Source organism: Amycolatopsis sp. NPDC058340, assembly GCF_042723975.1.
GTDB lineage: Bacteria > Actinomycetota > Actinomycetes > Mycobacteriales > Pseudonocardiaceae > Amycolatopsis.
In genome coordinates this window covers 30,760-50,412 of sequence record NZ_JBHXIB010000029.1, presented here as the reverse complement: position 1 = coordinate 50,412, position 19,653 = coordinate 30,760, and the positions used below count along the sequence as shown (strand labels likewise).

20 protein-coding genes are annotated in these 19,653 nt (G+C 69.4%); 8 read left to right on the top strand and 12 right to left on the bottom strand.

The window, feature by feature from the left end; genetic code table 11:
• Window positions 1-1,032: helix-turn-helix transcriptional regulator (locus ACFWIW_RS27300; RefSeq protein ID WP_378371089.1), on the bottom strand; the 1,032-nt coding region annotated here is incomplete at its 3' end.
• A 57-nt stretch (window positions 1,033-1,089) separates the two neighbouring features.
• On the opposite strand from ACFWIW_RS27300, the gene ACFWIW_RS27295 reads away from it, so the two are divergent.
• Window positions 1,090-3,438, top strand: coding sequence for an excinuclease ABC subunit UvrA (locus ACFWIW_RS27295; RefSeq protein WP_378371088.1), 2,349 nt, complete (start codon window positions 1,090-1,092; stop codon window positions 3,436-3,438).
• A gap of 63 nt (window positions 3,439-3,501) precedes the next feature.
• Here the strand turns inward: ACFWIW_RS27295 and ACFWIW_RS27290 are convergent, their stop codons facing one another.
• Window positions 3,502-4,065: a hypothetical protein gene (locus ACFWIW_RS27290; protein WP_378371087.1), complete on the bottom strand. Its 564-nt coding sequence runs from the start codon at window positions 4,063-4,065 to the stop codon at window positions 3,502-3,504.
• Window positions 4,066-4,115: 50 nt separating this feature from the next.
• Between ACFWIW_RS27290 and ACFWIW_RS27285 the strand changes: the two genes are divergently transcribed.
• Entirely contained in the window at window positions 4,116-4,757 is a 642-nt protein-coding gene (locus ACFWIW_RS27285; protein ID WP_378371086.1) for a GPP34 family phosphoprotein, read from the top strand.
• On the opposite strand, the gene yidC is transcribed toward ACFWIW_RS27285, so the two are convergent.
• Both yidC and ACFWIW_RS27275 read right to left on the bottom strand, forming a co-directional pair.
• Window positions 4,747-5,523: a membrane protein insertase YidC gene (gene yidC / locus ACFWIW_RS27280; protein ID WP_378371085.1), complete on the bottom strand. Its 777-nt coding sequence runs from the start codon at window positions 5,521-5,523 to the stop codon at window positions 4,747-4,749. The two genes, ACFWIW_RS27285 and yidC, sit on opposite strands and share 11 nt — an antisense overlap.
• A gap of 69 nt (window positions 5,524-5,592) precedes the next feature.
• On the bottom strand, window positions 5,593-5,949 hold the full coding sequence (locus ACFWIW_RS27275) for a DUF6412 domain-containing protein (protein WP_378371084.1): 357 nt from the start codon (window positions 5,947-5,949) through the stop codon (window positions 5,593-5,595).
• Window positions 5,950-6,012: 63 nt separating this feature from the next.
• Here ACFWIW_RS27275 and ACFWIW_RS27270 point away from each other — a divergent pair, with 63 nt between their 5' ends.
• The 3 genes from ACFWIW_RS27270 to ACFWIW_RS27260 all read left to right on the top strand — a co-directional run bounded on the left by ACFWIW_RS27270 (window position 6,013) and on the right by ACFWIW_RS27260 (window position 9,910).
• Window positions 6,013-7,632 carry an ABC-F family ATP-binding cassette domain-containing protein gene (locus tag ACFWIW_RS27270; protein WP_378371083.1) on the top strand — a complete coding sequence of 540 codons (1,620 nt, stop codon included), beginning with the start codon at window positions 6,013-6,015 and terminating at the stop codon, window positions 7,630-7,632.
• Between the two features lie 110 nt (window positions 7,633-7,742).
• Entirely contained in the window at window positions 7,743-8,756 is a 1,014-nt protein-coding gene (locus tag ACFWIW_RS27265; protein WP_378371082.1) for a YdcF family protein, read from the top strand.
• A gap of 332 nt (window positions 8,757-9,088) precedes the next feature.
• Window positions 9,089-9,910 (top strand): class I SAM-dependent methyltransferase, encoded by an 822-nt coding sequence (locus ACFWIW_RS27260; protein ID WP_378371081.1) that lies wholly within the window; start codon window positions 9,089-9,091, stop codon window positions 9,908-9,910.
• A 4-nt stretch (window positions 9,911-9,914) separates the two neighbouring features.
• On the opposite strand, the gene ACFWIW_RS27255 is transcribed toward ACFWIW_RS27260, so the two are convergent.
• Entirely contained in the window at window positions 9,915-11,516 is a 1,602-nt protein-coding gene (locus ACFWIW_RS27255) for an ABC-F family ATP-binding cassette domain-containing protein (RefSeq protein ID WP_378371080.1), read from the bottom strand.
• Between the two features lie 371 nt (window positions 11,517-11,887).
• On the opposite strand from ACFWIW_RS27255, the gene ACFWIW_RS27250 reads away from it, so the two are divergent.
• Window positions 11,888-12,679 carry a DUF2382 domain-containing protein gene (locus tag ACFWIW_RS27250; protein ID WP_378371079.1) on the top strand — a complete coding sequence of 264 codons (792 nt, stop codon included), beginning with the start codon at window positions 11,888-11,890 and terminating at the stop codon, window positions 12,677-12,679.
• A 7-nt stretch (window positions 12,680-12,686) separates the two neighbouring features.
• On the opposite strand, the gene ACFWIW_RS27245 is transcribed toward ACFWIW_RS27250, so the two are convergent.
• The 3 genes from ACFWIW_RS27245 to ACFWIW_RS27235 form a co-directional block, all read right to left on the bottom strand.
• On the bottom strand, window positions 12,687-14,354 hold the full coding sequence (locus ACFWIW_RS27245; protein ID WP_378371078.1) for a serine/threonine-protein kinase: 1,668 nt from the start codon (window positions 14,352-14,354) through the stop codon (window positions 12,687-12,689).
• On the bottom strand, window positions 14,351-15,139 hold the full coding sequence (locus ACFWIW_RS27240; protein WP_378371132.1) for a hypothetical protein: 789 nt from the start codon (window positions 15,137-15,139) through the stop codon (window positions 14,351-14,353). Before ACFWIW_RS27240 ends, ACFWIW_RS27245 begins: the two co-directional genes overlap by 4 nt.
• Window positions 15,140-15,310: 171 nt before the next feature.
• A complete protein-coding gene (locus ACFWIW_RS27235) occupies window positions 15,311-15,766 on the bottom strand; it encodes a hypothetical protein (protein WP_378371077.1) in 456 nt (151 codons plus the stop codon).
• A gap of 40 nt (window positions 15,767-15,806) precedes the next feature.
• Between ACFWIW_RS27235 and ACFWIW_RS27230 the strand changes: the two genes are divergently transcribed.
• Window positions 15,807-16,109 carry a hypothetical protein gene (locus ACFWIW_RS27230; protein ID WP_172843588.1) on the top strand — a complete coding sequence of 101 codons (303 nt, stop codon included), beginning with the start codon at window positions 15,807-15,809 and terminating at the stop codon, window positions 16,107-16,109.
• Window positions 16,110-16,219: 110 nt separating this feature from the next.
• On the opposite strand, the gene ACFWIW_RS27225 is transcribed toward ACFWIW_RS27230, so the two are convergent.
• Window positions 16,220-17,194, bottom strand: coding sequence for a TerC/Alx family metal homeostasis membrane protein (locus ACFWIW_RS27225; RefSeq protein WP_378371076.1), 975 nt, complete (start codon window positions 17,192-17,194; stop codon window positions 16,220-16,222).
• A gap of 158 nt (window positions 17,195-17,352) precedes the next feature.
• Window positions 17,353-18,156, bottom strand: a complete 804-nt coding sequence (locus ACFWIW_RS27220; protein WP_378371075.1) for an LLM class flavin-dependent oxidoreductase — start codon at window positions 18,154-18,156, stop codon at window positions 17,353-17,355.
• Window positions 18,157-18,435: 279 nt separating this feature from the next.
• On the opposite strand from ACFWIW_RS27220, the gene ACFWIW_RS27215 reads away from it, so the two are divergent.
• The gene (locus tag ACFWIW_RS27215; RefSeq protein WP_378371074.1) at window positions 18,436-18,876 is read left to right on the top strand and encodes an SRPBCC domain-containing protein; all 441 of its coding nucleotides are present in this window, start codon (window positions 18,436-18,438) and stop codon (window positions 18,874-18,876) included.
• Here ACFWIW_RS27215 and ACFWIW_RS27210 read toward each other — a convergent pair.
• Both ACFWIW_RS27210 and ACFWIW_RS27205 read right to left on the bottom strand, forming a co-directional pair.
• Window positions 18,842-19,273, bottom strand: coding sequence for a MarR family winged helix-turn-helix transcriptional regulator (locus tag ACFWIW_RS27210; protein ID WP_378371073.1), 432 nt, complete (start codon window positions 19,271-19,273; stop codon window positions 18,842-18,844). The two genes, ACFWIW_RS27215 and ACFWIW_RS27210, sit on opposite strands and share 35 nt — an antisense overlap.
• Complete coding sequence (locus tag ACFWIW_RS27205; RefSeq protein ID WP_378371072.1) at window positions 19,270-19,644, bottom strand: hypothetical protein; 375 nt, start codon at window positions 19,642-19,644, stop codon at window positions 19,270-19,272. Before ACFWIW_RS27205 ends, ACFWIW_RS27210 begins: the two co-directional genes overlap by 4 nt.
• Window positions 19,645-19,653: the final 9 nt, after the last annotated feature.

Below are 19,653 nucleotides of genomic sequence, written 5' to 3'. Positions count from 1 at the left end.
TGCGGGCCCCGGCGGCAGCCGCGCCCCCCCCACCGTCCGGTCCCCCGCCAGGAAACACCCGCCCACCCCCCACACGAGGCGGGTGGCGCCCCGTATCAGCCGCTCCCCCGTCCGCGCGAGGTACTCGCCGAATTCCGCCGGTTCCTCCACCGTGAACCCGATGTCGGTGAGCGTCAGGACGACCGCCAGCCACTCGAAGGAATCGACGTACGCGACGTACCGGCACCTGTCCTCACCGAGGGCCTCGAAACTCCCGTCGACCCGGTGAAGCCGGGCAGCGGCCTCCTCCGCGCCGACCTCCAGGGTCAGCGTGATCCGGAGGGATTTCGGGCTCTGGAAGCGTTCCTGGAGATGAGCCGCGACATCGTCGACGGGGAGCGCACGGGGCTCGAACGCCACCTCGGTCATCGACGGCGCGCCGATCCGGTCGAGCCGGAAGCTCCGCCAATCCCGTCTGCCGAGGTCCCAGGCGTAGAGGTACCACCGCCTGCCGAGCTGGACGAGCCGCATCGGCTCGACCGTCCGTGACGACGGGCCGTCCTTGCCCGTGTACGCGAATTCGAGGCACCGCCGGGCCGCGATCGCCGCGGCCAGGACGTTCAGGACGGCTTGGGTGACCCGCGGCTGTTCACCGGTCCCGAACTCGACCGCGGCGAGCATTTCGTCGGTCCGCCGTCGCAGTGCCGCCGGAAGGACGCGCCGGAGTTTCGCGGCGGCGCGGTCGGCCGATTCGGCGGTCAGGTCCACGCCGGTTCCGCCCGCCGCGGCGAGCCGCAGGCCGAGCACGGTGGCGATCGCCTCGTCGTGTTCCAGCATGAGCGGCGGCAGCGCGGTACCCGCGACCAGGCGGTAGTTGCCTCCCGGACCGCGGCTGCTCTCCACGGGATAGCCCAGACCGCGAAGGTGGTCGATGTCCCGGCGCAGGGTGCGCGGCGGGACTTCCATGGCGGTCGCGAGTTCGGCGGCGGGCCAGGCTCGGCCGGATTGCAGGAGTGACAGCAGCCGCAGCATCCGTTCCCGTGGTGCCGTCACGACGCCTCCCGATAGTTGTGGCCGTAATCCGGCCACATCTCATCGTAGCCTCGGTTCATGGCGAAAGTTCAAGCTGACCGAGGCCGCTGGATCACCGTGGAAGGAGCCCGAACGCACAACCTCCGCGACGTCTCGGTGCGGGTGCCGAAGCACCGGCTGACGGTGTTCACCGGCGTGTCGGGCTCCGGGAAGTCGTCGCTCGCGTTCGACACCATCGCGGCCGAAGCCGAGCGGCTGGTCACCGGCTCCTATCCCGCCTTCGTCCGGAACCGGCTCCCCCAGCATCCGCCCGCCGACGTCGACCGGATCGACGGGCTGGTCTTCACCACGATCGTCGATCAGCGGCGGTTCACCGGCAACGCGCGGTCCACCGTGGGCACGGCGAGCGACATCGCGCCGTTGCTGCGCCTGCTGTTCTCCCGCCTCGGAAAGCCGGGCGCCGGGTTCTCGCCCGCCTACTCGTTCAACGATCCGGCCGGGATGTGCCCGCGCTGCGAAGGGCTCGGCACGGTCGACGACATCGACCTCGACCGGCTGCTCGACCACTCGCGAAGCCTGCGCGAAGGCGCCGTGCGGTTCCCGACGTTCGCCCCCGGGACCTACCGCTGGAAACGGCTCGTCCATTCCGGACTCGTCGACCCCGATGTCCCCTTGGGACAGTTGCCGCCGGTGAAGGTCGAAACCCTGCTGCACGCCGAAGCACTCCCCCTCGACGACCCCGGCCCCGACTACCCCAAGCACGGCCTCTTCGACGGCATCGTCCCGCGCCTGCGGGACTCGTACCTGCGCAAGACGCCGTCGCGGCTCACGGCCGAGGAACAGGAAGGCCTCGCCGGAGTCGTCACCCGCGGTGTCTGCCCGGAGTGCGGGGGAACCCGCCTCTCCGAGGCCGCGCGCGGAAGCCTGATCGACGGGCGGTCCATCGCGGACTGGTCCGCCATACCGGTCGGCGAGCTGCGTGACGTCGTCTCGGCCGTGCGCGATCCGTCGGTGGCTCCGCTGACCCAGGCGATCCGTGAACGGCTCGACGCGCTGGACTCCGTCGGTCTCGGCTACCTCAGCCTGTCCAGGGAGTCGAGGACGCTGTCCGGCGGCGAAGCCCAGCGCGTCAAGATCGTCCGCCATCTCGGGAGCGCGCTCAGCGATGTCTGCTACGTGTTCGACGAGCCCAGCACCGGCCTGCATCCGCACGACGTGCACCGGCTTCTCGAACTGCTGGCCAGGCTCCGCGACGCGCACAACACGATCCTCGTGGTCGAGCACCATCCCGCGGTCATCGCGGCCGCCGACCACGTCATCGACCTCGGGCCAGCCGGAGGCGACGGCGGCGGACGTATCCAGTTCGAGGGCGGCCCCGCCGAACTCGTCACGGCAGGCACCGAGACCGGACGGCTACTCGGTGCCCCGCTTCGCTTCCGGGAGCGGATCCGCGTCCCGCGGGGCGTCGTGACGATTTCCGGCGCCCGCAGCCACAACCTCCGTGACGTCACCGTCGATGTGCCGCTCGGTGTCCTGACCGTCGTTTCGGGTGTGGCCGGCTCCGGCAAGAGCACCTTGATCACCGGCGAACTCCCCCGGCGGCATCCCGATTTCGTCGTCGTCGAACAGGCCCCGCTGCGCGGTGGCATCCGGTCCACGCCCGCCACGGTGCTCGGTATCGCCGAGCCCATCCGCGAGACCTTCGGGAAGGCCACGGGGAAACACCCGTCGTTGTTCAGCGCCAACGGCCGCGGAGCCTGCCCTGTCTGCAAAGGGAAGGGGGTCATCATCACCGACCTGGCCTTCCTCGACGACGTCCAGACCGCTTGCGATGCCTGTGGTGGCACCAGGTTCAACCCGGACGCGCTCGCCGCGCGCCTGCACGGCCGGACCATCGCCGACGTGCTGGCGATGAACCCGGCGGACGCCGCCGCGCTGTTCGGCGAGCGGTCTCCCATCGGGCAGCGGTCGCGCTGGCTGGACCGGGTGGGGCTCGGCTACCTGACCATCGGGCAAAGTCTCGACACGTTGTCGGGCGGCGAAAGGCAACGGTTGTTGCTGGCCCGGCACCTCGCCGACGCCGGGCCCGCGCACGAACTGCGCCTGATTCTCGACGAGCCCACGGCCGGACTGCACGGCAGCGACGTCGACCGGCTGCTCGCCCTCTTCGACGAACTCGTCGACGGCGGGGCGACGCTCGTCCTGATCGAACACGACCAGCGGGTGATCGCGCACGCCGACCACGTCATCGACATCGGGCCGGGCGCGGGCGCCGACGGCGGGACGGTGGTGTTCGAGGGCGCGCCAGCCGCACTGGCCGAGGACTCCGCGTCACTCACCGGGCGTCATCTGCGAACGCGTTCCCGGCGCCGGACGGCGCCGGGAACACCCACCCGCCCGGGAACAGTTCCCGGGCGAGCGCGATGATTCCCCATCGGGCTTTGCCCGACACGCCGGTACCGAACAGTTCCTCGGCCTGGTTCGCGTGATCTAGCCGACAAGTTCGCAGGTCTTGTCGGCTTTCATCGCCTTATCGAGGCCTGGCACGTCACTGATCTTGATCCCGGGTGCATGTTCGGCCAGGTCGATCCCGACAACGTCGAGGGACGCCTTGGCGAATTCGACCCCGCCTCGCGACAGCAAGGTGCGGGACTTGGTCACGTCCCCGTGGAGCTTCCGGTAGAACTCCAACTCGCCCGAGGCGAGCCGGTTGGCGTCCTGAGCGGGCGGAGCGACCTGCGGGAGCTTCTCCAGCCCCGATATCGCCGTGGTCAGCGCGGTGTCCAGCTTCTTCAGCGAGTCCGCCGCCTTGGGCAGATCCGCCTCGGACTTGATGTCGTACCCCTTGGCCATGGTGTAGACGATGAACCGCATGTCCTTGACCGCGCCGCAGTATCCGCCCGCCCAGGAGACCAACGCGGGATCCGGGCCGGTCGGCGACGGGGGCGGCGGTGCGGGCGCGGGTGGCGTCGGATTCGAACCGCAGCCTGCGAGCAGGCAACCGACGGCGAGCGCCATGGTCACTCGAATGCGCGCTGTCGTCTGGCTTTTCATCTGGCAGAGGGTAAGGCTTTCCGACGGGACAGGTCCCGAGGGAGGACGAGATGACTCTGCCGCAACGGATGTACCTGCTCGGCTACGACACCGAGAGGAACAGGCTCGACCCCGCCAGTGCCGTCGTGCGGGGTTCGCTCCTGCGCGCGGCCGCGGTGGCCGAACTGATCCTCGCCGGTCTCCTCACCGATCGCGACGGAAGGGCCGAGCGCACGGCCGCGGCGAGGCCGGCCCCGGGAGACCCCTTCCTCGCCAAGGTGCTGGAAGACGCCCCCGGGGCGAAACCGCGGCGGTGGATCACCGTCGTCGACCGCGATTGGCACAAGGCCGAGGACATCGTCCGAGATCAGCTCGCGGCGGCCGGGACGATCACCGTCGGCAAGCACCGGGCGATGGGCATCTTCCCGGTCCGTGACATCACCCTGGCGGATCCTCCGCAGGCAGACGCGCTCCGCGAACGGGTCCGCGACGTGGTGCTGAGCGGTCGCGATCCCGCCGCCGCCCCGATCGAAGACGCCGTGCTCGCCGTGCTCTCCGCCGAGGGCGACGTCCACACGGTGTTCAGTGCCAAGGAGAACCGTGCGCACCGGAACGCGATCAAGGCGCTCTCGGCGCACGTCGACACCGTCCTGCCGGGGCTTCGGAAGGCTGTCCGGTACTCGGTCGCGGCTCGTCGGTCGGTCAGCGGTTAGCCTCCTCCCGGTCGACGACCTTGGTGAGGAAATGCTGCTGCCCCAGCGTCCAGACGTTGGTGGCCAGGAAGTACAGCAGCACCCCGATCGGCACCGGGAAGAACGATCCCGAGACCAGCATCCCGGCCGGCGCCAGGTACATCATCAGTTTGGTGATCCCGGCCGTCTCCGGAGCGGTCTGCCGCGCGAGTCCCGACCGCATCGAGAAGAACGTGGCCAGGCTCGCGATCAGCATCAGCGGCACCCCGACGGCGATCATGTGGACGTGGTCCGTGCCGAACGCGGCCAGTTCCGCCGCGGGTTGCGAAAGCCAGTTGCCGAGCTTCGCGCCGAACAGGTCGGCGTTCAGGAACGACCGCACACCGGCCTGGTCGAAGACGTGGTTCGAGACGGCGCCCGGGGTGAAATCGCGCAGAACCCAGTACAGCGACAGGAACACCGGGAGCTGGATCAGCGCCGGGAGACAGCCGCCCAGCGGGCTGGAGCCGCTTTCGGCATGCAGTTTTTGGATCTCTTTCGCCATCCTCTGGCGATCCTTGCCGTACTTCTCCTTGATCCGCTGCAGCTGCGGCGCGAGCGCCTGCATGCGGCGGCCCGCGCGCAACGCGCTGAGCGCGGGTTTGACCAGCAGGAGGCGCAGCGTGAAGACGAGGAACACGATGGACAAGACCCAGGCGACGCCCGAGTCGGGGCTCGACACGGCACCGAAAACCTTGTGCCAGAACCAGAGGATGGCGGAAACGGGGTACAGGAAGACATCGAACATGACCAGGTCACTCCGTCGGTCGAAGGTAGGCGGGCAGGAGTGACTGCCTCCCCTTCGAACGAGGAAAGGTCAGGCAGTCGCGATGCCCTGTGACGGAGCCCTTGGCCGGACGCGGCCACGCGCGTCGGGATCGCGCAGGCTCAGGAACAGCTGTGCGCGTTCGCGCAGGCTGATGGCGCGCACCCGCATCGCGGCGGCCGCCGGTTCCAGGCGGAAATGCGCCGCGAGCGCGAGCAGGACGGCGGCGAGGGACGCGGTCAGGGCGGCGGCCAGCCCGAGCGGGTTGGCGACCGCCACCGACGCCGTCAGCGCGGTGGCAAGGCTCAGCGGGTTGATCCCGCCGACGACCGGGAGCACGACGAACAACTCGGGCAGGAACAGCGCAAGCATCAGCTTGAGCCGCACGCCGAAGTAGGTTCGCTCCACGTCACCGACACTACCGGAGATATTGCGTTGCGTGATTCCCGAGCGCGCGGGCAGTCTGTCCGGATGGGTCACGTGGAAGTCGCGCACGTCGAGTACCACCTGCCCGACGGGCGGCTGCTTCTCGACGATGTCTCGTTCCGGGTCGGGGAGGGCAGCGTCTGCGCGCTCGTCGGCGCCAACGGGGCGGGCAAGACGACCTTGCTGCGGCTGATCTCGGGGGAACTCTCCCCCAGCGAGGGCTCGGTGACCATCAGCGGCGGGCTCGGGGTGATGCCCCAGTTCGTCGGGTCGGTACGCGACGAACGGACCGTGCGGGACCTGCTCGTCTCGGTGTCGCCGGACGCGCTCCGCGCCGCCGCCCGTGCCGTCGACGAGACCGAGCTGGCCTTGATGGAACGCGACGACGAAGCGAACCAGATGGCGTACGCACAGGCGCTCGGCGACTGGGGCGACGCCCGCGGCTACGAAGCCGAAGTCGTGTGGGACAAGTGCACGACGGCGGCGCTCAACATGCCGTACGAGAAGGCGCGCTGGCGCGAGGTGCGCACGCTGTCCGGCGGCGAACAGAAACGGCTGGTGCTGGAGGCGCTGCTCCTCGGCGGATCCGGCGTCCTCCTGCTCGACGAGCCGGACAACTACCTCGACGTCCCCGGCAAGCAATGGCTGGAAGAACGGCTGCGTGAGACCCAGAAGACCGTGCTGTTCGTTTCGCACGACAGGGAACTGCTGGCCCGAGCCGCGAAGAAGATCATCAGCGTCGAACCCGGGCCCGCCGGCGGCGACGTCTGGGTGCACGGCGGCGGCTTCGACACCTATCACCAGGCGCGGGCGGAACGGTTCGAACGGTTCGAGGAGCTCCGCCGCCGCTGGGACGAAAAGCACGCCCAGCTCAAGAAACTCGTCGCCGACATGCGCCAGTACGCCGCGCGCAGCGACGAGATGGCCTCGCGCTACCACGCCGCGCAGACGCGGCTGCGCAAATTCGAGGAGGCCGGAGCGCCCGCCGCTCCCCCGCGCGAACAGAAGATCACCATGCGCCTGCGCGGCGGGCGGACCGGCGTTCGCGCCGTCACCTGCGAAGGGCTCGAACTCACCGGCCTGATGAAACCCTTCGATCTGGAGGTCTTCTACGGCGAACGCGTCGCGGTGCTCGGCTCGAACGGCTCCGGCAAATCGCATTTCCTGCGGCTGCTGGCCGGTGAGGACGTCGCGCACGACGGACTGTGGAAGCTCGGCGCCCGTGTCGTCCCCGGTCATTTCGCGCAGACGCACGCCCATCCCGAACTGCTCGGGCAGACGCTCGTCGACATCCTCTGGACCGGCTACGCGCGAAGCCGCGGGCCCGCGATGAACATCCTGCGCCGCTACGAACTCGACGGGCAGGGCGACCAGCGGTTCGAGAAGCTGTCCGGCGGCCAGCAGGCACGGTTCCAGATCCTGCTGCTGGAGATCGGCGGCGCCACCATCCTGCTGCTCGACGAACCGACCGACAACCTCGACCTCGCTTCGGCGGAGGCGCTGCAACAGGCGCTGGAGGCGTACGAAGGCACCACTGTCGCGGTGACGCACGACCGGTGGTTCGCGCGCTCCTTCGATCGGTACCTCGTGTTCGGCTCGGACGGGCAGGTGCGGGAAACGACGGAACCGGTGTGGGACGAGCGGCCGGTGCAGCGCGCGCGTTGACTCAGTCGGGTCGGTAAAGGCGACACACCAACGGGAGGTGCCTTCGGCGGCTCCGTCGTGTGTTTGAATGCCGCCGCGTGCCCGCATCCGTCCCAAGGCTGGAGTTTCTCGTGGAGGCCGCTGCCATCCCCTTCGCCGTCGCGGCCCTGTGCTGCGCGGCGTTCCTGGTGAGCTTCCTGCGCGACCGGCGCAGGTTGCGGAACGGCTTCTACCTCTTCTTCGCGCTCCTTTTCCTCGGCGTGACGTTCATCGCGCTGCTCGCTTCGGTGTCTCCCGAGGCGGCGGGTTTCGTCGCGGTCGGTGTGATCCTGCTGATCATCCCGACGGTCCTCGCGCTGACGGTCTTCCTGATCTGCAACGGGATCACCATGCTCCGCCGGGAGGGACGCAGGCTGGCCAACGTCCTTTCGCTGCTGACCGGGATCGGCATCTGCGCGCTGATCGTCTTCAACGCGACGGTCACCCGGCTGGCCTGGGAACCCCTCGACATCGTGCGGGGGATCCTCAACGGGCTCGTCGTCTACTTCTCGTTCCTGTTCGTCTGTTTCCTCCTGTACTCGATCGTCTACGGCCGCATCCGCACCGAGAAGGGCGTGGATTTCGTGGTGGTGCTGGGTTCGGGACTGCTGGACGGTCACCGGGTCCCGCCGCTGCTGGCCGGACGGCTGAACCGCGCCCGGCGCGTGCTCGACGCCGAAGCCGGCCGCGGCGGGGAACCGATGGTGGTCACCTCGGGCGGGCAGGGGCCCGACGAGGACCTGCCCGAGTCGCACGCCATGGCCGGGCATCTGGTCGAGAACGGCGTCCCGAGGGAGCGGATCCTGCTGGAGGACCGGTCGCGGACGACCTTCGAGAACCTCACCTTCAGCGCCGAGATCATGCGGCAGCGGAAGGCGGACTATCGCTGCACGGTCGTCACGAACAACTTCCACGTGCTCCGCGCCGCGCTCATCGCCCGCCGCGCCAAGGTGAACGGCCAGGTCATCGGGTCGCCGACGGCGTGGTACTTCTGGCCGAGCGCCACCATCCGCGAATTCGTCGCCATCGTGGTGGAGCACAAGTACAAGAACCTGGTGGTGTGCGGGCTCATCGTGCTTTCGCAGGTTTCCCGCGCCTTTTCGTGAGCCTCCCCATGGGCGTGACTCGTGTGATCAGAGACGTAACTCGCGTGTTTGAAGGCGTAACTCGCCTTTCCCTCCTGAAGTTGATGGAGGCTCCCTTCCTTGCGCCCGGTACAGGAGGGGGCCTTCATGTGCCGGCCAGCGAGCGGGCGTGTTGCGAAAGCCACTTTCGCAACGTTGAAGGTTGCGAAAGTGGCTTTCGCAACATCGCCCGGCCGGGCGCCAGAGGAAATTGGCACTCCGGACCGAATTCCGGGCATCCCCGTTCAAGGCCGCGTGACAAATCCCGGCCCTCCGTTTGACAACAGCGTTTTCGCCGGGCCATCGTCCTGCGCATGAGCGCTTACACCCGGCAGGCGATGGCGCGGCTGTTCGACCGGACGGCGGAGACGTACGACGCTCTCGGCGTCGACTTCTTCGGCACGTTCGCCGGGGAACTGCTCGACCGGGTCGCGCTCGTCCCCGGTGAGCGGGTGCTGGACGTCGGCTGCGGGCGGGGCGCGGTGCTGTTCCCGGCGGCCGAGCGGGTCGGCGCTGGCGGATCGGTGCTGGGGATCGACCTTTCCGCGGAGATGGTCGAGCGCACCGCGAAGGACGTCGAGGCTCGCGGCGTCAACGCGTCGGTTTCCCTTATGGACGCCGAAGAACCGACGCTGCCCGACGCCGCCTTCGACGTGGTCCTCGCGTCGTTCGTGGTCTTCTTCCTGCCCGATCCGGTCGCCGGGCTGCGCTCTTGGCATCGTCTTCTCGCGCCGGGTGGCCGGCTGGGCGTGACCACGTTCGGCGCCGACGATCCTCGATGGGCCGCCGTACGCGAGGTGTTCACACCGTTCGTATCGCCGGAGCTGGCCTGGACGCTGGCCATCAGGGCGGGTCTGTTCGCCACCCTCGAAAGTTTCGGCCAGGCCGTGGAGTCGGCGGGCTTCACCGGTGTCACGTCCGTGGAACGCGTCTACCCGGTGAAGTTCGCCGACCCCGGGCACTGGATCACCTGGTCCTGGTCGCACGGCCAGCGGATGTTCTGGGAGCTGATCCCGGAAGACCGTCTCGACGCCGTACGCCGGGCCGTGCTCGCGGAGCTCGAACCGCTCCGCGAGCCCGACGGGAGCGTGGTACTGGCGCAGACCGTGCGCTACACCCTCGCCCACCGCGGCTGACGGCTCACAACGCGAGCCTCGGCCAGGACGCCGTGTCCCGCGAGAGCTGCCGGTCGTGCGTCGCGATCACCACCGCCGCCGGGGTCGTCCCGAGCGCGGCGGTCAGCTCGTCGACGAGCGCGGCGGACAGGTGGTTGGTCGGTTCGTCCAGCAGTACGACGTGCGGGCGGACGGCCAGCACGAGCGCCAGGTCCAGCCGCCGCCGGGCGCCGACCGACAGTTCCGCCACCGGCCGGTGCCGGTCGTAACCGGCGAGCAGTCCCAGCTCGCCCAGCCCCGGACCGGAGATCCCCGACCTGGCGAGCCGTTCGTCGAACAGCTCCATCGCCGTCCGCGTGCCCGGTAGATCGGATTCCTGTCCCAGCCGACCGATCCGTGCCGACCGGGAGCGCGTGACCGTGCCCGTGTCCGGCTCCAGTTCCCCGGCCAGCACGCTCAGGAGCGTCGACTTGCCCGCTCCGTTGCGGCCGGTGACCACCAGCCGGTCGCCGCTTTCCAGCGCCACGTCGACCGGACGCGCGAGCCGCCCGGCCACCGTCACCCCGGCGGCACGGAGCAGGACCGCGCCTCCGTGCGACGGCAGGCCGGGCATGGCGAACCGGGCGGGCGGCGGCGGGACGGCCACCACGTGCCCGGCCAGTTCTTCCTGCCGCCGGTGGACCGCGCGCACCAGTCCGGGCGCCCGGGTGGCGCGGACATGCCTGCCGGTGCCCTTGGGCGGCCGCCAGTTGTCACGCAACCGGTTCCGGGCGGCGGACAGGTCGTCGGCCAGCCGTTGCCGCTCGGCGATCTGCTCGGCGTGCTCGGATTCCCAGCGGGCACGTTCGGCCTGGCGCGCCTCGACGAAACCCGCGTACCCGCCGCCGTAGACACGCGGCCTGCCGTCGCTCGACGGATCGAGGTCGATCACCGTGGTGGCGACGTCGGCGAGCAACGCCCGGTCATGGCTCACCAGGACGACCACACCCGGATGCGCGCGCAACCGCTCGGTGAGGTGTTCGAGGCCCGCCGCGTCGAGATGGTTCGTCGGCTCGTCGAGCAGCAGGACCGGATGCCCGGCGCCGAGCAGGCACGCCAGCCGGACCCGGTGGCGCTGCCCGACCGAGAGTGTCCCGAGTGGACGGTCACGGTCGTCGACGGCGTTCAAGGCCGCCAAGGAAACCTCGACGCGCCGGTCGGCGTCCCACGCGTCGAGGACTTCGGCCTGTTCCAGCGCGGCGGCGAAAACTTCGTCCGCACCCGGGCGGCCGTCGCTGAGTGCCTCGCTGGCGGCTTCGAGGCGAGCCAGCGCCTCGCGGACGGCGGCCAGTTCGAGGTCGATCAACGCGCCGACGGTGTCGCTCGCGCCGAGCGGGATCTGCTGGTCGGCGACCCCGGCCGAACCCGAGCGGTGCACCTCGCCGCGATCGGCGGGCAGATCACCGGCGAGTACCCGGAGAAGCGTGGTCTTGCCGCGACCGTTCTCCCCGACGATGGCGACCCGGTCCCCGGCCGCGGCGACGAGATCGACGCCGGAGAGCACGGGCCGTCCCCCGAAGGAGAGGTGGACGCCGGACAGGCGGACGTGCGCCGCGCGCACAGGCGCGGGCGAAAGAGGGGAATGCATGAAGGAACTGCCTCCGGTGAAGGTGATGAGCAGGAAGAACGAACTCCGGTACCGCGGCTCGCGGTACCGGTGGAGGCGTCGTTCCTCAGAGGAACAGCAGTTGCTGCATCACGCTCACGAGGGTAGGACACGCCCGGAAGCCGCCGCATCCGATTTTCGGAACCACACGTTCGCGCCATCCCCCTGTCGTCCTCGTAACCACCCGGGCACCCCCTTCCACCTGCGATTACTTATCGCTCCTAGCCCGCGCGCACCGCTTCAAACCTCCACTTTCCGGGGTCACCCACAGGTGCCCCACGACGGTTGCCGTGCTCACCGGCCGGGCCGACGGTGGGCTTCTCAGCAGCATTCCTTCGAGAGGAGCAGGACCGATGGCGAAGACCATGCAGCCGCAGGAACTCATCGACAGCGCGGTGGTCGACCCGACCGGCAACAAGCTCGGGAAGGTGGGCAACGTCTACCTCGCCGACGCGACGCGCCAGCCGGAATGGATCACCGTCAAGACGGGCCTGTTCGGCACCAAGGAGAGTTTCGTCCCGCTCTCGGGAGCGCATGCGGACCAGGACGGTGTGCACGTCCGCGTCGACAAGGAGGCGGTCTCCGACGCGCCCCGTATCGAGGCCGACGGGCACCTGTCCATGGAGGAGAGCGCGCAGCTGTACAAGCATTACGGGCTCCCGATGCCGCGGACCTCGCCGGACGGCCGGATGGACGACCGGACGCAGGGCCGGGGCGGCACCGGCCGCGGCCAGGCGGGCATGGACGAGAGCGCGGGCAGGCAGCGCCGCGACGCCGATCCGGCCATGACGCGCTCCGAGGAACGGCTGAACGTCGGCACCGAACAGGTCGAGACCGGCCATGTCCGGCTGCGCAAGTACGTCGTCACCGAGGAGCAGCAGGTCACCGTTCCGGTCAGCCACGAGGAGGTGCGGGTCGAGCGGGAGCCGATCACGAAACCGGGCGGCGAGCGGGCCGAGATCGCCGAGGACGAGCAGGAGGTCGTGCTGCACGCCGAGAAACCGGTGGTGGACAAGGAAACCGTCGCGGTCGAGCGGGCGAGGCTCAAGACCGAGACCGTCACCGAGGATCAGACGGTCTCCGGCAAGGTCCGCAAGGAACAGTTCGAGGTCGTCGACGACGAGGGCAAGCACCGCAAGTCGTGACCCGGTTTCAGCGCGTGCGCCGGACGCGGGCGGCCGCGACCACGAAACCGGTCGCCACGGCACCCGCGATCGAGCAACCGGCGCCGAACAGGACCGCGGGCTCGTGCACCCTCAGCACCGAAACGCACAGCCAAGCCGTCGCGCCGAACAGCAGGCCGAGGACCGGCCCGCCGACGAGCGCACCCCGCCAGCGGTGTCCATTGCGGATGGTCCGCAGCCCGGATTCCAAGTACGCCAAGGCGAACAGGGCGAGGATCAGGCTGCCCGCGCCGAGCGCGCTCGCGAGCGGATGCTGTTCGGTGACGACGGTGAAGGTGCGCGGGACACCGTCCGCGGTCAAGGTCGCGGTGACCGCACCGCCGACGATCCACCGCGTGAGCCCGGGAAAAGCGAGATCTGCGCGGAAGCCCTCACCCTCGGGTTCCGGTACCGCGGACGCGGAACCGAGCGGGATCCCGGCGGCGGAAAGATCGAGGGTGACCTGTCCCGGGTTCCCCTCCCCTGTCACCGCGAACGTCTTGCTGAGGTCGAGGGGCGCCGACGAGGCAGCGACGCCGTCGATCTTCAGTGTCGTGGCCTCGTGCGGCAGCCGTTCCGGGGTGAGCAGGGTGAGCACCACGAGCGTGATCGCGGCGACCGCAGCGGCCAGCCGGAACCAGAGCACCGTGCCAGGACGTTTCCCCGGCTCGAGTTCCGCGCGGGTCGCCGACAGCGTCGGATCCGGTGCGGGGCGGCGGACCGGCCGGGTCGGGCCGTCTCCGGCGGGCGACGGCGCGCCGATCGCGGCGATCACCCTCGGGGTGAGGTGCCGCACCGGCACGCGGGAGCGTTCGAGCCAGCCCGGCCCGTACACGGCGGTGGCGGCGGAGGCGAGATCCGCGGCGAAGGTCTCCGCGTCGCGGTACCGAGAGTCGAGTTCGCGCGACAGACTGCGCATGACGACCCCGGCGAGCGGTGACGGCACGCCGTCGATCGGGCGCGGGTCGGTGAACATGTGCTGGCGCATCATGCTGATCGCGCCGCGGGTGTTGTCGAACGGCAGTTTCCCGGACAGCAGTTCGTAGAGCACGGTGCCCGCCGAGTAGACGTCCGCCGCCGGGCTCAGCGCGTTGCCCATCGCCTGCTCCGGCGCGATGTAGGCGGGCGTGCCGAGGACTTCGCCGCCGTGAGTGACGAGGGTGGCGCCCTCGCTGATCACCTTCGCGATGCCGAAGTCGGCCACCTTCATCACGCCTTGTGCGGTGAAGAGCAGGTTCTTCGGTTTGACGTCGAGATGGAGCACGCCCGCTTCGTGCGCCGCGTGGAGCCCGGCGAGCATCGCCAGCCCGATCGCGCAGGCCTGTTCCCCGCCGATCTCACCACTGTGGAACCGGCTGTGCACCGTGCCGCCGTCGAGCCGTTCCATCACCATCAGATGCTCACGGCCGGTGCGCACGTAGTCGTACACCGGCACGATATGCGGGTGGTCGAGGCTGGCCAGCACGCGCGCCTCGCGGTCGAAGAGCTCGCTGCTGACAGCGTGGTTCAGCACGTCCCACGGCAGCTGTTTGATGGCGACGTCGCGGCGCAGCGAACGGTGGACGCCGGCGAAGACGACCCCCATCCCGCCCTGGCCGATCGCGGGCCCGATCTCGTACTGCGGCAGCGCGGCGACCACCTCGGCGGGTGCGCTCATCGGTTGAATTCCTCGGTGGCGTCGGGAAAGCGGACCGTCTCGTCGCCACTCGGGCCCGGCGCGGGATGCGGGGTCAGGTAGCCGAGCAGGAAGGCGATCGCGGCGGCGCCGAGCACCACCGGGATCTCGATCGCCGGCTCCGGCGGAACGAGCCGCAGCACCGACAGCGAGACGACGGCGACGAGCCCGGTCCCGAATCCGGCCGGCAGGAAACGCAGGCCGCGGCGCCACCGGTTGGCGGGAAGGCGGTGGCGGGCCAGCGCGAGCAGGGCGGTCAGCCACGCCAGCACGGTCAGCACGAGCATCGCGAGCCCGAAAGCGCCGTAGACGGACCAGAAGGAGCCGCGGATGTCCGCGACGGTGGTCGCCTCGCCGAGTGTTCCGCGCCGCACGTCGAGCAGTTCGACCGTCGACGGGAGCAGCCCGATCGCCTGACCGGAGAGATCGGCCATGTCCAGTACGAAGGTCCTGGTGACCCGGCTGTGCGCGGGGACCTCGAACGGCGCTGTGGTGTCGTAGGCGAAGAACGTCAGGGCGAGCGCCACGCCGGACACCCGGACGCTGCGGACCTTGACGGTGGTGCCGCCGCTGTTGGTGGCCGTGACGGTGAGTTCGAGCTGTTTCGCCGGGTCGATCATGACCGTGGCGTTGGCGATCGGCCGGTCGTCGAGGGTGACCGTCAGATCGAGCCTGGGGTCGGCGACATCGTCCGCGCTGGCAGGCGGCGAACCGAGGAGGATCGCGCAAAGCCCCAACGCAACCCCTGCCGCGATGACACGTCCCATTTTGCGCATCCCCTGTTTTCCTTGTCCGGCTGGTCCGGAATGCTACAGCGAGTACTTACCGGAGAGGGACGTCCCAATGCGTATCGTGGTTCGCCTGATATTCGGCACCGTGACCGGGTTGTTGTTCCTGCTTTCCCAGGTGGGAGCGGGAAACGCGCAGCAGTCCCCTTATCAGTCCACGGTTGGTTTGAAACCTTCGAGCGGGCCCGCCGGGAGTACTTTCACCATTTCCTGGAATTTCTCGCCGTGTAAGGGACCCATTTCTTTCACCTGGGACGGAGCGGCCATCACGTCGGTCAGTGCCCCCAGCGGACAGGCCGGGGCGACCGTGCCCGGCAACGCGGCACCTGGTGGCCACACGGTCACGGGCAGCTGCACGAACGCGCGGACCGGCCAGCCGCTGACCGGGAACGCGACCTTCCGGGTGACCGGGACCGTGACCACGGCGCCGCCGACCACGAAGGTGCCGCCGACGACCAAGCCGACGGCGCCGGTGACCACCCCGACCAGGTCGGGAACGACCACCACTCCGTCCACTCCGGTCACCACGACGACGCCGCCCACCACCACCCCACCGTCCACAACGGACACTCCCCCGCCGCCGGACGTCCCTTCGGCGAGCAGCACCCCGCCAGGCCCGGACGACCTGATCCTCGACCGGCCGAGTGTGCAGCCCGGCGACGCGCTGTCCGCGACCGGCAAGGGCTGCACACCCGGCGAACGCGTCACGCTGACGTCGGACGGCGAACGTGTCGGCGGCGCCTACGCCGACGGCACCGGCGCCTTCACCGCGGCCGTCGAGTTCACGCGGATCGAGGCGGGCAGGCACACCGTCGTCGCGGACTGCGGCGTGCGGCTGACCGGTGCCGTCGAGCAGGTGGTGACCAGTTCATCCGGCGGGCACAGCGGGACGCTGGTGGTGCTGGTGTTCTTCGTGCTGGCCGGCATCACCGTGATCCGCTTTCCCTGAGCTCAGCGCGGTGGCCGCATCGCCGCGAAGACCAGAAGCACCGCGGCGAGGAAGACGGCGGCGATCGCCAGATCGAGCAGGAAGCCGACGACGAGTCCGGTGATCATCGCTCACTCCTGTGCCGTCCGGGCGGCTTCACGACGGCGCGCGTACAGGCTGGTGAACGAGACCGTGACGAGGACGGCGACGATCACGCCCAGCGAGGCCGGGGTCGGCACCTGCGGCACCGACGGCCAGATCCCGTGCGCCCAGTGCAAAACCAGCTTCACCCCGATGAAGGCGAGGATGATCGCGAGGCCGTGGTTCAGGTGGACCAGCTTCGCGAGCGCCGAGTGGAGCACGAAGTACAAGGCGCGCAAGCCCATCAGGGCGAAGGCGTTGGTGGCGAACACGAGGTACGGGTCTTCGGTGATGCCGTACACCGCGGGCACGGAATCGACCGCGAACACCACGTCGGTCGCGAAGACCGCGACGACCACGACCGCCAGCGGGGTGAGCGCGCGGCGTCCGTGTTCACGCACGGTGAGCCGGGCGCCGCGATAGTCGTCCGTGACCGGCATCAGCTTGCGCAGCAACCGGACCGACCGCAGCCGCGAAAGGTCCATCTCGCTCTGGCCGCCGGACATGGCCTCGCGCAGGATCTTGACCGCCGAAACGAACAGGATCACGCCGAAGACGAGGAACGCCCAGGTTCCCGCCGACAGCATCGCGGCACCGGCCGCGATGAACACGCCGCGAAGCACCAGCGCGCCCACGATGCCGTACAGCAGGACACGTTGCTGCACCTCGGACGGGACCGCGAAGGCGGCGAGCAACAGCATGAAGACGAACAGGTTGTCGACCGACAGGGATTTCTCGACGACGAAACCCGTCATGAACTCGAGCGCCTGACCGCCGCCGAACTCGAGCCACAACCAGAGCCCGAACACCACCGGAAGCGCGAGGTAGAAGGCCGACCAGCCGGCGGCCTCCCGCATCGACACCTCATGAGGGCGCCGGGTCACCGCGAAATCGGCGACGAGCAGGGCCAGCAGGACGGCGATGCTGATCGCCCACAACCCCGGCGAACCCACGGACTCGGACATGAAGCCTCCTCGAACTCGAAGTTCGAGGTCTCCTTCACCCCGGCGGGGCGGCTCCCCGGGGACACCGGCGGGGTGTCCGTACTGACCGGGCGGGCTCTTGGGAAGTACTCCCCTCGTCGGTCCAGTATCGCATTTAGTAAAGAGATATTAAAGCGGGGTCAAGCCGGGCCCTCCCTCAAGACGCCGCGGACCGCGTCGACGGAGAGGTCGTCCCACGGGAATTCGGCCATCCACCAGGTCGCCCCCGCCCGCTCGTAGGGCGCGAGATCGGTGCCCGCGGGCACCCCGATGGCGAAGTCGTACCGCGCCTCGTCGCCTTCGCGCAGGGCGGTGATCGTCTCGACCGCCTCGGCGAACTCGTCCGCGTGCGGCAGGTTCACCGGAAAGAACCCGTCGTACCGCGCGGCCCTGCGCATCGGCTTCGTCTTCCCCGGAAATCCGGCCAGCCACACGGGGACCGGACGGGCGGGACGAGGCAGGAAGGTGATGTCGTCGACCGTGTAGTGCACGCCGTGGTGCCGCACCGGTTCACCCGACCAGGCGACAGTGAGGATCTCGAGCGATTCGTCGAGCATCTCGGCGCGTTTGCGATCGTCCGGTTCGTCGCCGGTCCTCGAGAACTCCTCGCCGAAGCGGTCACTGCCGAGCCCCGCGCCGAGGATCAGCCGTCCGCCGCTCAACCGGTCCAAAGTGGCCGTCTCGCGGGCGAGTTTGACCGGGCGGCGGCGCGCCAGCGGCGTGACCATCGGGCCGAAGGCGAGATTCTCGGTGGCCGACGCGACGGCGGCGAGGGTGATCCACGGATCGGCGATCGCGCGCACCGGCTCGCGCCAGCGGATGTGGTCCCAGACGAACAAGCCGTGCCAGCCCGCTTCTTCGGCTTCGGCGGCGAGGCGGGCGATGATCACCGGATCGGCCAGTTCGTCGAAGATCGGCAGCCAGAGTGCTGAGCGCAGTGTCATGTCCGCGACCGTACGGACCGACACCGACAGTCGGAGCGGTTCGACGTGACCGAGTGGACGACACGTGTGATTCGACGGACGACACGCGTGATCGAGTGGACGACATCCGGACTCGACCGGTCTGCAGCGAGGCGTCCGGCTGGACACGCGTGCCGTTCACCCAGTCACGCGTGTCGTCCGTCTGATCACACGTGCTGCCCACCGATTGACAACGCCGTTAGAGTTCAACCAGGACATTGATCAACCCATCGGTTGAATAACCTGCGGAAGAGAACCACGATGACCGACCTGACGATCACCCGTCTCCTCGACGCCCCGCGCGAGCTCGTCTTCCGCGTGTGGTCCGATCCGGACCATCTCGCCCAGTGGTGGGGCCCCGCCGGCTTCGTCAGCAAGTCCTGCACCGTCAACCTCACCGTGGGCGGCAAGTGGCGCACCTGTATCAGCGACGGCGAGACCGAGCTGTGGATGTCAGGCGTCTACCACGAGATCGTCCCGCCGGAGCGGCTCGTCTTCAGCTTCGCCTGGGAGGAGCCGGAAGGCTTCCGCGGGCACGACACCCTCGTCACGGTCGACTTCTCCGATCTCGACGGCAAGACGGAGATGGCGTTCCACCAAGCGATCTTCGAGACCGTGGCGGAGCGCGACAGCCACGCCGAAGGCTGGCAGTCCTGCTTCGGCCGCCTCACGGAGCATGTAGCAGATGCGAGCGGTCGATGAGTTCGCTCATGGCCCGCTGAAACTCGCTTCGCCGCTTCTCGCTCCACCCGGCGGTCAGCTGATCGAATACCTGCTCCTGCCAACGATGCGCCTGGTCGAGCATGGACCGGCCCGCCGCGGTCAGCGAAACCTCGCGACGGCGCCCATCGCCGCGCGAGGCCTCCATGGACAGATAGCCCGCCTCGATCGCGGCCTTGACCAGCCGCGACGCGCCGCTCTGGTCGAGCCCGATCTCGACGGCGATCGCGTTCACCGTCGTCCCGGCCCCGCGATCGGCGAGGGAGTGGACGGCCTCGCCGACGAGGACGAGACGGCCCTGATCGGCGACGGCCGCCGTCCGGCGCGACCAGTGCCGGACGAAAGCGAACAGTGCCTGGCCAGGACCTTGGACACTCATTCGGTCGCCGCCATCTCGCGGCAGAGGTAGGCCAGTTCCAGCGCGGACTTCAGGTCGGGCAGCCGGAGCGCCGCGGTGACCTTGCCGCCGCCCACGCGGAACACGGTCGCCACCCGGGTCGGCCCCGCGCTCTCGGGCCAGGTCGCGTCCTCCTCCACCACCATCAGGCGATCACTGACCGGATGCCACGATCGCGGCTTCAGCCTGATCCCCGAGCGGTCCACCCAGTCGGCGAACTGCGCGGACGTGATCGGCCCTGCCCCCTTCGGCCCGAGGACGACGACCGGATCCCCGACCGCCTCCGCCGATCGCTTCAGGTCGCCTTCGTTGACACTCTCGTGCCATTCGTTGATCGCCGTCTCGATATCCATGACTCAACT

What these genes read in the sequence shown, in the direction of transcription:
- ACFWIW_RS27240 (WP_378371132.1), bottom strand. Translation starts at nt 15,139, where the DNA reads ATGGGACGTGTCATCGCGGCAGGGGTTGCGTTGGGGCTTTGCGCGATC.
- ACFWIW_RS27255 (WP_378371080.1), bottom strand. Translation starts at nt 11,516, where the DNA reads ATGCATTCCCCTCTTTCGCCCGCGCCTGTGCGCGCGGCGCACGTCCGC.
- yidC (WP_378371085.1), bottom strand. Translation starts at nt 5,523, where the DNA reads ATGTTCGATGTCTTCCTGTACCCCGTTTCCGCCATCCTCTGGTTCTGG.
- ACFWIW_RS27245 (WP_378371078.1), bottom strand. Translation starts at nt 14,354, where the DNA reads ATGAGCGCACCCGCCGAGGTGGTCGCCGCGCTGCCGCAGTACGAGATC.
- ACFWIW_RS27210 (WP_378371073.1), bottom strand. Translation starts at nt 19,273, where the DNA reads ATGAGTGTCCAAGGTCCTGGCCAGGCACTGTTCGCTTTCGTCCGGCAC.
- ACFWIW_RS27285 (WP_378371086.1), top strand. Translation starts at nt 4,116, where the DNA reads ATGACTCTGCCGCAACGGATGTACCTGCTCGGCTACGACACCGAGAGG.
- ACFWIW_RS27225 (WP_378371076.1), bottom strand. Translation starts at nt 17,194, where the DNA reads ATGTCCGAGTCCGTGGGTTCGCCGGGGTTGTGGGCGATCAGCATCGCC.
- ACFWIW_RS27220 (WP_378371075.1), bottom strand. Translation starts at nt 18,156, where the DNA reads ATGACACTGCGCTCAGCACTCTGGCTGCCGATCTTCGACGAACTGGCC.
- ACFWIW_RS27250 (WP_378371079.1), top strand. Translation starts at nt 11,888, where the DNA reads ATGGCGAAGACCATGCAGCCGCAGGAACTCATCGACAGCGCGGTGGTC.
- ACFWIW_RS27215 (WP_378371074.1), top strand. Translation starts at nt 18,436, where the DNA reads ATGACCGACCTGACGATCACCCGTCTCCTCGACGCCCCGCGCGAGCTC.
- ACFWIW_RS27290 (WP_378371087.1), bottom strand. Translation starts at nt 4,065, where the DNA reads ATGAAAAGCCAGACGACAGCGCGCATTCGAGTGACCATGGCGCTCGCC.
- ACFWIW_RS27295 (WP_378371088.1), top strand. Translation starts at nt 1,090, where the DNA reads ATGGCGAAAGTTCAAGCTGACCGAGGCCGCTGGATCACCGTGGAAGGA.
- ACFWIW_RS27260 (WP_378371081.1), top strand. Translation starts at nt 9,089, where the DNA reads ATGAGCGCTTACACCCGGCAGGCGATGGCGCGGCTGTTCGACCGGACG.
- ACFWIW_RS27205 (WP_378371072.1), bottom strand. Translation starts at nt 19,644, where the DNA reads ATGGATATCGAGACGGCGATCAACGAATGGCACGAGAGTGTCAACGAA.
- ACFWIW_RS27270 (WP_378371083.1), top strand. Translation starts at nt 6,013, where the DNA reads ATGGGTCACGTGGAAGTCGCGCACGTCGAGTACCACCTGCCCGACGGG.